Genomic DNA, 13,329 nt, shown 5'->3' on the forward strand with positions numbered 1-13,329 from the left:
CCCCCGCCCCCCCCCGGGGGCCCCCGGGGGGGGGGGGGGGGGGGGGGGGCCGGCGGGGGGGGGGGCGGGGGCCCCCCCCCCCCCCACGCCCCGCGTCCGTACCGGCCGACGGGCGCCCGGGGGCCGAGTGTGCGGCCGGCCGGGCCCCTCGGGCGGCCCCGACGGGCGCGGGCGCTGCGCCCCCTCCTCGGCGGTGGGCCGGGGAGCGGGCCGGCCGCCCGGTCGTCCGGCCGTCCGGGGCTCGGGGCTCGGGGCGCCTCACGCTCCGGGGGCCAGGTACCGCGTCATCATCGCCACGAGCTCGTCCTCGAACTCCGCGAGGTCGACGGCCTCCTGCGTGGCGACCACCTTGTGCACCACCAGTTCGATCGTGGACACCACGATCCGTGCGGCCATCTCCACGCTGCCCACGCCGACCTCGGGGTACCGCGCCAGCAGTTCACACATGTAGGCGACGCGTGCCTCCTCGTGCTCCCGCACCTTCCTGAGCAGTTCCGGCGACCTCGGCGCCTGCTCGGCCATCACGCGCAGGAGCCCGGAATCGTCGAGGTGGTTCTCGACGGCGATCCGCACGAGCGCGCGCGCCACGCCCGCCACCGTGTCCGGCAGTCCGCTCTCCTGCCTGCGGCGCATGGCGCTCTCTCCCCGGTCGAGATGCCGGGAGACGAGCTGGACCAGGATGGCGTCCTTGTTCGGGTAGTACTGATACAGCGTCCCGATCGACACGCCCGCCCGCTGGGCGATGCGATTGGTGGTGCCCGCGGCGTAGCCGTAGTCGGCGAAAACCTGAGCAGCCGCGGTGAGGACGCGCTCCCGGGTCAGCTCGCCACGGGCCTGTTTCGGCTGTTTGCGCGGGTGCAGCGACCGTTTCCCCGGCATAGCGCTCGTCCTTTCCCGCGGGGTCGAATGCGAGTAGCCAAATACCTGAGCCATTGCTCACAATAGTGCTCTGAACAGGGGTTGACCCCAGAGATCGGCCCCGGGTCGAACCGAGGAGGAGACCGCGATGCCCTCTGTCGCACACCGCCCCCGAAGGCTGTCCCTGGCCGACGTACGCGCCCGGCTCGGCGAGCCGGACGCGATGGTCGCGAGCAAGATCATCGACCATGTGGACGACCAGATCCGCATGTTCATCGCGCACGCGCCGTTCGCCGCGCTGGCCACCGCCGACGCGTCGGGCCGTGCCGACTGCTCGCCGCGCGGCGACTATCCGGGGTTCGTGAAGGTCCTGGACGAACACACCCTCGCGATCCCCGACCGGCCCGGAAACAAGATCGCCGACTCGTTCCGCAACCTCGCGGAGAACGACGGCGCGGGCCTGCTCTTCCTCATTCCCGGCATACGCGAGACGCTGCGCGTCAACGGCCGCGCCTATCCCACCGACGACCCCGACGTGCTGGCGCGGATGCAGACCGAGGCGAGCGAGCCCGAACTCGCCATCGTGGTCGAGGTGGAGGAGGCGTACTTCCACTGCGGACGCGCGCTCGTACGGTCGCGGCTGTGGGACCCCGCGAGCCAGGCCCTGGCCGCCGAGATGCCGTCGGCGGGTGAGATGGCGGTGGCGCAGATGAAGGCCGACATCCCGCCCGAGGCACTCGACCGGAGCCTGGAAGAGGCCTACCGCACGCTGTACTGACCGGACGAGGCCCACCGCACGCTGCACTGACGGGACGAAGCCCACCGCCGCTGTACCGACGGGACAACGCCCACCGCACGCTGTACTGACCGGACACCGATCGGACTCCCATGCCCTCCACCACCCAGCAGGCCGTCCTGGACCGGATCGAGCCGGTCGCCGACGGCGTGGTCGCCCTCACCCTGCGCGGCGCGCCCACGCCGTGGGAACCGGGCGCGCACATCGATGTCTCGCTGCCGAACTGGCTGACCAGGCAGTACTCCCTGTGCGGCGACCCGGCGGACAGCGAGACGCTCCGCATCGCCGTCCGCCACGAGCGGCTCAGCCGGGGCGGCTCCGACTACATCCACCGCTATCTGCGGCCGGGCCGGAAGCTTCCCATCTCCCCGCCGCGCAACAACTTCCCGCTGGTCGGGGCCGAGTCCTACCTCTTCATCGCGGGCGGCATCGGGATCACGGCCGTCCTGCCGATGCTCCGGCACGCCGTCGCGAGCGGCGTCCCCGCGCGTCTCGTGTACACCGGCCGCTCGCGCGCGACCATGCCGTTCACCGACGAGATCCGAGAGCTGTGCGGGGACGCGGCCACCCTCGTCGAAACGGAGCGGGACGCCCGCCCCGACCTGCCCGCGCTCGCCGCCGCCCTGCCGCCGGGCGGCGCCGTCTACTGCTGCGGTCCCGCCGCGATGCTGACCGCCGCCGAGGCCGCTTTCGACCCGGCCGTGCTGCATACGGAGCGCTTCCGCCCCGCGCGCAGGACGTTCGCCCCCAACACGCCGTTCACCGCGGTGTGCGCACGCTCGGGCGGGTCCGTCGAGGTCCCGGCGGACACGTCCCTGCTGGACGCCCTCACCCACGCGGGCCACCGCGTGGCGTCCGGCTGCCGGGAGGGCGTCTGCGGGAGTTGCGTCCTCAAGGTCCTCGGCGGCGAGCCCGAGCACCGCGACGACATCGGCGCCGCCCAGGGGGAGATCTACACCTGCGTCTCGCGCTCGCGGACCCCGCGCCTGGTCCTCGATCTCTGAGCCCGGTGCAGCCGCGAGGACGGCGGGTACGTACGGGACCGCACCGCACCACGGGTACGTACGAGATCGGATCTCACCGCACCGCCGACACGGGCGGCGTCCACGCCGCCTACGCGGAGAGCGGTTCCGCCTCGTCGTCGGTCGCGGACTCGGCGTCCGGGAAGACCTCGAACAGGCGCCGCACCCCGAGCGCGGTCAGGACGCGGTTGACGTGCGAGCCGTCGGTCATGCCGCCCGCGGGCAGGACGATCCGCAGAGTGCCCCGGCAGGAGCGCAGCAGCCGCCGCGCGGCGATGAGCACACCCACGCCGCTGGAATCGCAGAAGTACACGTCCGACAGGTCGACCACGACCTCGTGGTGCCCGTCGGCCACGGCGTCGTGCAGGTGGCGGCGCACGTCGGGCGAGGTCATGAGATCCAGCTCACCTGTGATGTGGAGCACGGTCCAGCGGCCCTGTGCCGCCTCTTCCACACTGAGTGTCACGCGCTTTGAACCTCCTTCGCCCCCACCGCGTGCAGCGCCCGTACCTCGGACGTGCATTCCCCGGGGTCTGCCCCGTCGCTCCGTTCCGAAACATGGCAGTCGAGGCAGAACCGGGGCAGGGGCGCACTTGCGGTAAAGGGGCGTGCGCCGTGGGTGCCGACGGCTACATTCGGACTGCGGCGGGCGTGACCCGCCCGGGGCCCGCGGGCACCGGCCGGGCGCGGTCCCGGCCGGCCGTTCCGGGCGCGGCCGGGGGACCAGCCGGTGTCCCGAACGCGGTCAGGGGGCCGGCGTTCGGCGGTCAGCACCGAGTCAGGGGCGGGTGGGAGCACATGGCGGCAGGGACATCGCCCCGCTGGGACCGCGCGATGCGGCAGCGGCTGGCACGCGCGGAGGAGGCGGCGCTCGGCGAGCTCTACGACCGGCTGGCCTCGACGGTGCACAGCCTGGCGCACCGGGTCCTGGAGGACGAGAACGCGGCGGACGAGGTGACCCGCGAGGTCTTCACCCATGTCTGGCAGCATCCGGAGGAGTTCGATCCGGGCGGCGGCACCCTGCGCAGCTGGCTGGCGGGGCTCGCGAGCGACCGCGCGGTGCGGCGGCTGCGCGAGAGCGGCACGGCCCCGGAGAGCCGCGTCCGCCGGGCGGCCACCGCGGCCCGCGCGGACTTCATCGTCACGTCGATGCCGACACCCCTGCGGGACGCTCTGGACAGCGCGTACCACCAGCGCCGCACCTACCGGCAGACCGCGCGGGACCTGAACGTCACCGAGGACGAGGCCAGGCGCCGCCTGCGGCTGGGCCTCCAGCTCCTGTCCACGGCGGGCGGCCCCGCGGCGGGCGGACGCGCCGGAGACGTCCCGTGACCGGGCCTTCGGGCCCGGCGGCGGGCGCGGCCGGGGGCCGGATACCCGCCGGCCCCTCGCACAGCGTGCTCATGTCGCTGCTCGGCGCCTGGGCGCTGGCGGTCTGCTCGCCCGAGGAGACCATGTACGTCGAGGCGCACCTGACCGAGTGCGACGCCTGCGCGGAGGAGGCGCTGCGGCTGCGGGACGCCGTCGGGCTGCTCCAGACGGAGCGGAGCCTCGATCTCGACCCGCTGCTGAGGTCGTCCGTCCTGCGGGAGTGCCTGGACCTCAGGCCGGCCCGTACGCCCGTACCGGACTGGGCGCGGCCCTACGACGCCGAGACCGCGCGGCTCGACACGCTGCTGCGCGACATCGGGGCGGGCGAGTGGCACGCGCCCGTGCGGCTGCGGTGGTTCGAGGACGACAAGCCCGTCGCGCGCCGTACCACGGTGGCGGGCGTGATCGGCCATCTCATGGTCGTGGACGGCCTCGTCGGCACCGCGCTCGGCCTGGACGACCCGCTGTTCCCCGCCGCGCCGCTCACGCCCGACGAGCGCACCGAGCGGTTCTGGGGTGCCGCGGCGGCACCGCCCACCCGGGGCGTGCACGTGCCCTGGCGCGGGCAGAACCACGCGCTGATCCGGCAGGTGTCGTTCGCGTCGGGCAGCGTCGCCGACCTGGCGGTCTCCTACGGGGACTTCGCGCTCCCCCTGCGCGACGCGCTCCTCGACCGGGCCTTCGAGTGCTGGATACACGGCGCCGACATCGCCGACGCCGTGTCGTACCCCTATGACGCGCCGGGCGGCCCCTGCCGGCACGACATGATCGATCTGGCGGTCAGGCTGCTGCCGGCCGAGCTCGCCCGGCGCAGGCGCCAGGGCGTCGCGGGGCCGCCAGGGGAGCTGCTCGCCGCGGGGGCGCCCGGCCGGTCGCTGCATCTGGAGGTGGAGGGGAGCGGCGGCGGCGAGTGGTACATCCCGCTGGACTCCCCCGCCGCCCTGGGCTCCGCGGACCGCGTGGTGGCGCACATCGCCCTGGAGGACGTCGAGTTCTGCCACCTGGTGGCGGGGCACGTCGAGCCGCGGGAGGCCGCCGCGGGGCGGAGCGGGGACCCGGCGGCCGTACGGGACGTGCTCTACGCGGCGGCCGGCCTCAGCCGGATGTGACACGGACAGGTCAGGCCGGTCAAGGCGGTCAAGCAGTCAAGCAGTCAAGCGGTCAGGCGGCCGGGCCGGTCAGGCGAAGACGACGGTCCGTGAGCCGTTCAGCAGGATGCGGTGCTCCGCGTGCCACAGGACGGCCCGCGCGAGCGCCTGGCACTCGACGTCCCGCCCGATCGCCACCAGCCGCTCCGGGGTGACCTCGTGGCCGACGCGCGCCACCTCCTGCTCGATGATCGGGCCCTCGTCCAGTTCCGCGGTGACGTAGTGCGCGGTGGCGCCGATCAGTTTCACGCCGCGCGCGTGCGCCTGGTGGTAGGGCCGCGCGCCCTTGAAGCTCGGCAGGAACGAGTGGTGGATGTTGATGATCCGCCCGTTCAGCCGCTTGCACAGGTCGTCCGAGATGACCTGCATGTACCGCGCGAGTACGACCAGCTCGACGTTCTCGTCCCGTACGACGTCGAGCAGCCGCTGCTCCGCCTCGGCCTTGGTGTCCCTGGTCACCGGGATGTGGTGGAACGGGACGTCGTACGAGGCGGCGAGGGCCTCGAAGTCCCGGTGGTTGGAGACGACGGCGGCGATGTCCACCGGCAGCGCGCCGATGCTCGCCCTGAACAGCAGGTCGTTGAGGCAGTGCCCGAACTTGCTGACCATCAGCACGATCCGCATGCGCGCGTCCGCGCGGTGGATCTGCCAGTCCATCCGGAAGGCCTCGCCGATCGCGGCGAAACCGGCCCGCAGCCTCTCCACCCGAACCGCACCCGCACCACCAGTACCGTCCGCGCCACCGGTACCGTCCCCGCCACCGGCACTACCGGCACTACCGGCGAACCCGCCCGCCGTCTCCGCCGAGAAGTGCACGCGCATGAAGAACAGGCCCGTGTCGCGGTCGCCGAACTGGCGGCTGTCCTCGATGTTGCAGCCGGTCGTGAGGAGGTAGCTGGAGACGGCGTGCACGATCCCCTGCCGGTCGGGGCACGCCAGCGTGAGGACGTACTGCTCGCGCTCGGCGCTCGCGGTCTCGGCGGCGGGGGCCGCGGTCGGCTCGTTCATACACCGGAGGATCGCACAGTCGCCCGCGCGAGGGCTCCGGCGTCCACGCGCGGCCCGGCGCGGCCGGCGGCCCCGCGGCCCGAGGCAGCCCACGGTGCCGGCCGACGGCTCCGCGATCGGGCTCCGGTCGTCAGACCGACTGTGTGATGATCCGCAGGACGTCCAGGGACTTCGGCGGGGTGTCCGGGTCGTCCCCGTCGTTCGCCGCCAGGAGTACGTGCGCCTCGCGGGCGGCCCGTACGGCCTCGGGCCAGCCGTGGTGCTCCAGGTAGGCGGCCACCTGCGCGTCCGGGCCGACTTGGTGCATGATCCGCAGCACCCGCAGCACCGCGACGTCCACGAGGGCGGCCTCGCCGGAGTCCCGGAAGATCGTGCCGACGTACTTCTCCGCGGACCAGTTGTCCAGCCAGGTGTCCTCGACCAGACGGTAGACGGCGTCGGTGACATCGCCGTACCCCTCGCGGCCCGCGAGCCAGCACTCCTGGTGGAAAACCGGATCGGAAAGCATGTGCAGCGCCGAGCGCACGTTGCTGCGCCAGCGCCACCATGGCATGTCATTCAAGGGCATGCCGCCCATGGTGGTGGAGCGACGGGCACGACGGGAAGGGTTCTCGGTAGCTTGCACGGTCGTCGATCGTACGTCGGTCGTATCTTCGACACGGAATCTCCCGTTCACCCCGGCTGTTCATGTCCCGGTCACCCCACGTGCAGTCGAGTCCGGACCCCTGTTACCCGATGGCCGGAAATATGCGGTCAATGAGCCGTCGGCCCCGACTTCTTCCTGCCCAAGAGCCCCGTCCGGCACACCCGTCGACGCCACGGACCCGGCGCCCGCTGCGCGCCCTGTGCGCGACCGCGGTCGGGGTGTCCGTCCTCGCGGGCTGCGGCGCGCTGTCCGGCTCCGCCGACAAGTCCGATATAACGGTCATGACCTGGGCGCCCGTCGGTACGAACGCCACCAACATGCCCGGCATGCCGGGCATGGCCAAGGCATACGCGCGGTGGGTCGACTCGACCGGCGGCCTGGCCGGGCACAAGCTCACGGTCCTCACCTGCAACGAGCGCAACACCCCTGCCGGGGCGGCCGCCTGCGCCCGTGAGGCCGTCGCGAAGAAGGTCGACGCCGTCGTCGGCTCGTACAGCCAGTGGGGCCAGCAGTTCATGGGGCCCCTGGAGGCCGCGTCGATACCGTACATAGGCGGGTACGGCCTCAGCAGCCAGGAGTTCACGAGCTACCTCTCGTACCCGGTCAACGGCGGCCAGGCGACGCTGCTCGCGGGCAACGGGCAGCAGCTCGCCGACTCCGACTGCTCGCACACCGCGCTCGTACGGCCCGACACCAGCGCCGGTGACACGCTCGCCCAGCTGCTCGACACCGGGCTCGCCACCCGCCACGACCACGACGCCACGGACGTCCGCGCGCCCGAGGACGCCACCGGCTACCAGGAACAGGCCGAGCGGGCACGCGACGACGCCGGGGACGGCGGCTGTGTCACCGCCCAGCTCGGCGACCACACCTCCACCTTCTTCGACTCCTTCAGGCGCCTCACGGACGACGGGCGCGACGTCCGCGTCTCGTCGGTGGTCGGCAGCATCGACCAGCCGCTGATCGACGCGTCGGGCGGCGCCGACGGCCTCTTCGAGAAGGCCCTCGTGACCGGCTGGTACCCGGACTCCTCCGACCCCGTGTGGGACCCGATGAAGAAGGTCATCTCCAAGGAGGCCTTCCAGGACAACACCATCGACGCCGACAACGCGGGCGTGCAGACCACCTGGATCGCGTACACCGCGCTCAACCAGGTCGTCTCCTCCATCAAGGGCGGCCAGGTCGACGCCGGCACGATCGTCGACGCCCTCGACCACGGCGCCACGGTGCACACGGGCGGGCTCACGCCGCCGCTGCGCTGGCGCTACGAGGACATGCTGGGCGCGCCCGGGTCGCCCCGCATCGTCAACCCGGACGTGACGTACCAAGTGGTGCGCGACGGGCGCCTGGTAGCCCAGCGGAAGGGCTTCGTGAACGTGGGGAAGACGCTGCTGGGGTCGGACCTGCCGACCACGTGACCCCGGACGCGTGGTCCCGGTCCGACGGAACCCGGCGGCGGCCTCCCGCGGCCCGTCCCGCCGACCACGCGACCCGCCGCGGCCTCCCGCGGGGGCGCCGGCTCCCCCGCGGGCCGCTCCGCTACAGGTCCGAGGACGTGCGCTGCTTCAGTCCGTACGTGCTCGCGACGCTGTTCCACAGCTTGGCCGCCCGGGTCTTCGCGGTCGTCGCCTCGCCGCTCGCCCGGTCGCCCTGCCCGGCGGCGGAGGTCCTGCGCGCGCTGCCGTGGCGGCACACCTTGTGGCTCTTGGCCTGGTCCGCCCACTGCGCGTAGTGGTCGTCGGCGGATGCGGACGCCTTCCAGCCGCTCGCGAGGGACGCCGACAGTTCGGCGTGGTCCGGCAGCTTGTCCACCGCCACCTTCCCCAACTGGTCCACCAGGCCCCGGCGCTGCTTGGCGGCGTTGCGCAGGTCGGTGGCGGCCCCGTCGAGGTTCTTGCAGGACTTGATGTCGGCGACGGCTCCGATCACCGCCTCGCGGCTGTTGTTGCTGTCCGCGAGGAGCGCGTCGAGCGCCTTGGCCTGGCCCTCCGCGGCGTCCGAGCCGCCGGCCTTTCCGTCGCCGGGGGGGGGGGCGGGGGCCCCCCCCCCCCCGGGGGGGTCGCCCTTGCTGTCGCCCCCGCCCATGCTCAGCAGCGCGCCGACGCCGAGACCGACGACCGCGACGACGGCGACGGCCGCGATCAGGACAGCGGGTGATTTCTTCCGGCCGGGTCTGCCGTTGTCCTGTTCGCCCTGATAGCCGCGGTAGCCGTCGCCCGGGCCGGGCTGCGGGGAGTTGTAGCCGGCGGTCGGCGGGGGCCCCGCGTCGTATCCGTCCTGGCCGCCGAACGGGGGCAGGTGCTGCGTGGGGTCGGCGTACTGGCCCGGCGGCGGCGTGAGGCTGACCCCGCGCGTCTGGTTCATCCGGCCGCCGCGCGCGGCGCCGCCGCCCTCGCTGCGGAAGAGGTTGTCGAACTCGGCGGGAGGCTGCCGGGGCGCCTCCTCGCCGCCCTGGGCCGCGCCGTAGGACGCGGGCGCGCCGGGCGGCGGCGTGTGCGGACCGCCCGGCTCCTGTCCCGGTACGGGCGCGATGAACTGCGTGGCCTGCGCGTCCGGGTGCTGTTCGGGCGCGGCGCCCTGCTGCGGGAAGGGCGGGATGAACTGCGTCGCCTGGGCGTCGGCGCCGCCCGGCACGGGGCCGCTCGCGCCCGGTATGTGCGGCAGGAACTGCGTCGCGTCGGCGGCTCCCGGCGCCGAGGACTCGGCGGGCAGCGGCTGCGCGCCACCGCCGTAGCCGTACGCGGCGCCGGAGTCGTACGTACCGCCGGAGCCGGAGCCGGAGTCGGAGCCGGAGCCGGGGCCGTACGGGTCGCCGGGGCCGGCGTCGTAGCGGTCGGCGGAGCCCGGGTCGTAGCGGTCGCCGGAGTCGTACGAGCCCCCGGCGTCATAGCGGTCGCCGGAGTGGTACGAACTCCCGGAGTCGTACGAACCCCCGGAGTCGTACGAGCTACCGGAGTCGTACGAGCTTCCCGCGCCGTAGGAGCCGTACGCGCCGCCACCGTCCGGCTCGTAGCCCTGGTGGCGCCCGGAGTGGCCCTCCCGAGCGCCCCGTTCGTCACGTTCACGATATTCGTCGCGCTCGTCGTGTTCGTCGCGTTCGTTCTGGTACGCGGGCATCGGCCCGCCGCCCGGGCCGTTCAGGTCGTCGCCCGCCGGCCGCCAGGGCTGCCCCCATGGCTGCCCGTCGGCAGGCGTGACCTGTTCATTCCCTTGCCCGCGGTGCGTCACCAGGACTCCTACGTGTGAAACGTGTGGACCTTCGCAATCATCGGTTCACGCTACCGGGTGAATCTGTCGGTCGGCCACGCGTTCCGCCTCACGTGACGAACGCCCCGTCACACGCCGCCGCGCCGCGCGCCGGGCGGCTTCCGGATGCCCGCCCGGGCGCGCGGGCCCCCGTACCGCGTCGCGGCCCCCGCCCGGCGTCAACCGGCCTTCACGCGAACTCCCAGGCGGCCCCGCCGTCCACCTGCGCGGCGAACTCCCGTACCACCGCCTCGTTTCCGAACGGCTCCAGCCGCACGCGCAGGTCGTCCAGGTACTCGGTGCCCCGGCTCGAACGCAGCGAGCCGAGGAGTTCGGCCGCCTCCGCGCCCGTCCGGCACGCCTCCTCCACCTCGCGCTGCTGCACCTGCGCCGACGCGAGCACGACCAGGCCGATCGCCCGGCGCCGCGCACGCGTCTGGGGGTGGCCCTCCAGCGCGTCACGCGCGTGCTGCGCCGCCGCCTCCGGGCGGCCGAGATCGCGGTAGCAGTGCGCCAGTTCGTCGGACAGGTACGCCTGGTCGAAATGGGCGATCCAGTCCGGGTCGTCCGCCGGGTCGCCGCTCGCCCGGTCGAGTGCCGTCTGCGCCTTGTTCGCCACCTCCTGGCAGAGGTGGGAATCGCCCATGAGGGCGTGTCCCCTGGCCTCCGCCGCGTAGAACATCGCCACCGCGCGCTCCGGTACGTGCCCCCGTGCGCCCTCCTGCGCCGCCCGCGCCAACTGGGCGATCTCGCGCGGGTTTCCGAGCTGCGCGGCGAGGTGGCTCATCGAGGCGGCCAGCACATAGCCGCCGTACCCCCGGTCCCCGGCCGCCTGGGCGAGGCGCAGCGCCTGGATGTAGTACCGCTGCGCGAGACCCGGCTGTCCGGTGTCGACGGCCATGTACCCGGCGAGTTCGGTCAGGCGCGCGACGGCGGCGAACAGCCGCCGCCCCACGGCGTCCTGGTACGAGCCGGCCAGCAGCCCCGACACGACGCTGTTGAGGTAGTGCACGACGACGGGCCGCACGTGCCCGCTGCCGAAGCGGTGGTCGAGGCGGTTGAGCGCGCTCGTCATCGCCTCCACCGCGTCCACGTCGCTGTCGCCGACGCGCGCCCCCGCCGACCGCTCCACCACCCCGTCCGCGCCGGTGATCAGCCAGTCCCTGCTGGGCTCCACGAGCGCGGAGGAGGCCACGGACGAGCCGGTCAGGAAGTCACGCATGCCGACGTCGCTGCGCCACAGCTCGCAGACCTGCTCGATCGCTCCGACGACCGTCGGCGCGAACTGGAGCCCCACGCCGGACGCGAGGTGCTTGCCGTTGGCCATGCCGATCTCGTCGATCGTGACCGTACGGCCGAGTTTGCGGCCGAGCGCCTCGGCGATGATGCCCGGCGCACGCCCGCGCGGCTGCTGGCCGCGCAGCCAGCGAGCCACGGACGTCTTGTCGTACCGAAGGTCGAGGCCGCGCTCGTGGCCGACCATGTTGACTCGCCGGGCGAGACCCGCGTTGGAACACGCCGCTTCCTGGATGAGCGCCTGGAGCCGTTCGTTCGGCTGGCGCGCGACGAGAGGTCTGGCTGCCAATGAAACCCCCTGTAGCCGCAGTGATCATTTCCGTCACACTGCCCTGCGGTTATGCGGAGAATGCGGAAGTTCAGCGTTTTTGATGACGTTCGCGCTGTTCACCGGGTGTGTCGGCGGGATCGCCTGGCATGCTGCGTGGCCCGGTCCGCCGTTCGGCGTCCCGCGCCTTCGCCATGCCGTGCTGCGGTCAGGACCGCGTGCGCCGGCCCGTTGCGGGTCTTGGGGCCTTGGCCGTGCCGCGGGCCGCTCCGAACCCATCCGGTCTCTCCCCGGACCGCTTCCGGTCCCTGCCCGGGTCCCTCCCAGGACCCCTTCCGGTCCTGTCCCGGGTCTCTCCCTGGACCCCTTCCGGTCCTGTCCCGGGTCTCTCCCTGGACCCCTTCCGGTCCTGTGCCGGGTCCCTCCCCGGACCCGTCGCGATCGCGCCTGCCTTCCGCTCCGGCTCCGCTCCGTGCCGGAGCCCCCGCAGAGGGTTACCCGTTTCCCCCGCCCCCCCCGCCGCGCGCCCCCGCCGTTGCACCGGTGCGCCCCAGATGCGGAATCCGGGCGTTCCGCGAGCCGGGGCGCACGCCCGTAACCCGGGCAGGCGGGGGGAGTTGTGCTGTGCGTGGAAGAGAGCATCGGTGTCGAGAACACCGCCCAGATCCCCCACCAGCGCACGGAACTCCCGCTCGAATGCGCGGTGATGTACGCGGAGGAACGCCACTGGGACGTGTTCCCCGGGACCTGGCTGGAGGCCGCCGACCGCACGGAGGAGTGCTCCTGCGGCGAAGCGGACTGCCCCGCGCCGGGCGCACACCCGGCGCGAAAGGACTGGGCGACGGAGGCCACCGGGAGCGGCGGCGCCGCGCGCAGGCTGTGGTCGAAGCAGCCCAGGGCCTCGGTCCTGCTGCCCACGGGGCGGACGTTCGACGTCCTGGACGTGCCGGAGACCGCCGGCTTCCTGGCGCTCGCCCGCATGGAGCGTCTGCGGGTGACGCTGGGGCCCGTGGCCCGCACCCCGGACCGCAGGATGCTGTTCTTCGTACTGCCGGGCGGCTCGGCGAAGGCGGAGACCCTGGTGCGCGCGCTCGGCTGGTCCCCCGCGTCGCTCGACCTGGTCGCGCACGGTGAGGGCGGCTACGTGGCGGCGCCGCCGACCCGGATCGGCCGGATGGGCGCGGTCCAGTGGGCGCGCAGGCCCACCCGGGCCAACCGCTGGCTGCCGGACGCCGAGGAGATGATCAGCCCGCTCGCGTACGCCTGCGGGCAGGAGGCGCGCGGGGCCTGAACCCCGCACGCAGGGCCCCCGCGTGAGCCTCGTACGGGGGCCGGGGGGCGCACTCGTCGAAGGACGCGCCCGCGCTCGCACCGGCCCGCCTGCGCGGGCGCGTCCGCCCGGCGGACGGCCCGGCGACTCGCCGTCAGGAAGGCTGGTGGCGCAGGGCGTAGCGCACCGCGTCGGCGCGCGAGTGGAAGTCGCCCTTCGCGAACAGGTTGTTGATGTGGGTCTTCACCGTGGCCTCACTGATCACCAGCCGCCGCGCGATCTCCGTGTTGCGCAGCCCTTCTCCGATCACGCGCAGGATCTCGCGTTCGCCCGCGGTCAGCTTGACGGCGGGCTCCGCGGGGGCCGGGGGGGGCCGGGGCGCGAGGGCGAGCAGGCGGCG

The 13,329-nt window shown here is 73.6% G+C and carries 13 protein-coding genes; 6 read left to right on the plus strand and 7 right to left on the minus strand.

Annotation, left to right across the window (positions count from 1 at the left end; genetic code table 11):
- Positions 1–258: 258 nt before the first annotated feature.
- The gene (locus LCE31_RS17805; RefSeq protein ID WP_225015295.1) at positions 259–879 is read right to left on the minus strand and encodes a TetR/AcrR family transcriptional regulator; all 621 of its coding nucleotides are present in this window, start codon (positions 877–879) and stop codon (positions 259–261) included.
- A 127-nt stretch (positions 880–1,006) separates the two neighbouring features.
- On the opposite strand from LCE31_RS17805, the gene LCE31_RS17810 reads away from it, so the two are divergent.
- Positions 1,007–1,636: an MSMEG_1061 family FMN-dependent PPOX-type flavoprotein gene (locus LCE31_RS17810; RefSeq protein WP_225015296.1), complete on the plus strand. Its 630-nt coding sequence runs from the start codon at positions 1,007–1,009 to the stop codon at positions 1,634–1,636.
- 110 nt (positions 1,637–1,746) lie between these two features.
- The gene (locus LCE31_RS17815) at positions 1,747–2,658 is read left to right on the plus strand and encodes a PDR/VanB family oxidoreductase (protein ID WP_225015298.1); all 912 of its coding nucleotides are present in this window, start codon (positions 1,747–1,749) and stop codon (positions 2,656–2,658) included.
- A gap of 109 nt (positions 2,659–2,767) precedes the next feature.
- Here LCE31_RS17815 and LCE31_RS17820 read toward each other — a convergent pair whose 3' ends face one another.
- Positions 2,768–3,142 (minus strand): STAS domain-containing protein, encoded by a 375-nt coding sequence (locus LCE31_RS17820; RefSeq protein ID WP_225015300.1) that lies wholly within the window; start codon positions 3,140–3,142, stop codon positions 2,768–2,770.
- Between the two features lie 332 nt (positions 3,143–3,474).
- On the opposite strand from LCE31_RS17820, the gene LCE31_RS17825 reads away from it, so the two are divergent.
- Both LCE31_RS17825 and LCE31_RS17830 read left to right on the plus strand, forming a co-directional pair.
- Complete coding sequence (locus tag LCE31_RS17825; RefSeq protein WP_225015302.1) at positions 3,475–4,008, plus strand: sigma factor; 534 nt, start codon at positions 3,475–3,477, stop codon at positions 4,006–4,008.
- Complete coding sequence (locus LCE31_RS17830) at positions 4,005–5,156, plus strand: zf-HC2 domain-containing protein (RefSeq protein ID WP_374118490.1); 1,152 nt, start codon at positions 4,005–4,007, stop codon at positions 5,154–5,156. The genes LCE31_RS17825 and LCE31_RS17830 overlap by 4 nt, the downstream gene beginning before the upstream one ends.
- Positions 5,157–5,225: 69 nt before the next feature.
- Here LCE31_RS17830 and purU read toward each other — a convergent pair whose 3' ends face one another.
- Both purU and LCE31_RS17840 read right to left on the minus strand, forming a co-directional pair.
- Positions 5,226–6,203: a formyltetrahydrofolate deformylase gene (purU, locus tag LCE31_RS17835; RefSeq protein ID WP_225015304.1), complete on the minus strand. Its 978-nt coding sequence runs from the start codon at positions 6,201–6,203 to the stop codon at positions 5,226–5,228.
- 130 nt (positions 6,204–6,333) lie between these two features.
- A complete protein-coding gene (locus tag LCE31_RS17840) occupies positions 6,334–6,780 on the minus strand; it encodes an SCO4402 family protein (protein WP_225015315.1) in 447 nt (148 codons plus the stop codon).
- A gap of 179 nt (positions 6,781–6,959) precedes the next feature.
- Here LCE31_RS17840 and LCE31_RS17845 point away from each other — a divergent pair, with 179 nt between their 5' ends.
- The gene (locus LCE31_RS17845) at positions 6,960–8,267 is read left to right on the plus strand and encodes an ABC transporter substrate-binding protein (protein WP_374118491.1); all 1,308 of its coding nucleotides are present in this window, start codon (positions 6,960–6,962) and stop codon (positions 8,265–8,267) included.
- Between the two features lie 121 nt (positions 8,268–8,388).
- Here the strand turns inward: LCE31_RS17845 and LCE31_RS40450 are convergent, their stop codons facing one another.
- Entirely contained in the window at positions 8,389–10,077 is a 1,689-nt protein-coding gene (locus LCE31_RS40450; protein WP_263631982.1) for a hypothetical protein, read from the minus strand.
- Positions 10,078–10,285: 208 nt separating this feature from the next.
- Positions 10,286–11,680: a transcriptional regulator gene (locus tag LCE31_RS17855; RefSeq protein ID WP_225015308.1), complete on the minus strand. Its 1,395-nt coding sequence runs from the start codon at positions 11,678–11,680 to the stop codon at positions 10,286–10,288.
- Positions 11,681–12,278: 598 nt separating this feature from the next.
- On the opposite strand from LCE31_RS17855, the gene LCE31_RS17860 reads away from it, so the two are divergent.
- On the plus strand, positions 12,279–12,950 hold the full coding sequence (locus tag LCE31_RS17860) for a bifunctional DNA primase/polymerase (protein WP_225015310.1): 672 nt from the start codon (positions 12,279–12,281) through the stop codon (positions 12,948–12,950).
- A gap of 133 nt (positions 12,951–13,083) precedes the next feature.
- Here the strand turns inward: LCE31_RS17860 and LCE31_RS17865 are convergent.
- Positions 13,084–13,329: response regulator transcription factor (locus LCE31_RS17865; RefSeq protein WP_225015312.1), on the minus strand; the 246-nt coding region annotated here is incomplete at its 5' end.

Origin of the sequence: Streptomyces sp. 8L (genome assembly GCF_020176795.1) — a bacterium.
In the GTDB taxonomy this organism is placed as follows: domain Bacteria; phylum Actinomycetota; class Actinomycetes; order Streptomycetales; family Streptomycetaceae; genus Streptomyces.

Excerpts from the sequence above, each read along its gene's own strand:
- LCE31_RS17805 (WP_225015295.1), bottom strand. The coding sequence starts at position 879 with ATGCCGGGGAAACGGTCGCTGCACCCGCGCAAACAGCCGAAACAGGCC.
- LCE31_RS17810 (WP_225015296.1), top strand. The coding sequence starts at position 1,007 with ATGCCCTCTGTCGCACACCGCCCCCGAAGGCTGTCCCTGGCCGACGTA.
- LCE31_RS17815 (WP_225015298.1), top strand. The coding sequence starts at position 1,747 with ATGCCCTCCACCACCCAGCAGGCCGTCCTGGACCGGATCGAGCCGGTC.
- LCE31_RS17825 (WP_225015302.1), top strand. The coding sequence starts at position 3,475 with ATGGCGGCAGGGACATCGCCCCGCTGGGACCGCGCGATGCGGCAGCGG.
- purU (WP_225015304.1), bottom strand. The coding sequence starts at position 6,203 with ATGAACGAGCCGACCGCGGCCCCCGCCGCCGAGACCGCGAGCGCCGAG.
- LCE31_RS17840 (WP_225015315.1), bottom strand. The coding sequence starts at position 6,780 with ATGGGCGGCATGCCCTTGAATGACATGCCATGGTGGCGCTGGCGCAGC.
- LCE31_RS17845 (WP_374118491.1), top strand. The coding sequence starts at position 6,960 with ATGAGCCGTCGGCCCCGACTTCTTCCTGCCCAAGAGCCCCGTCCGGCA.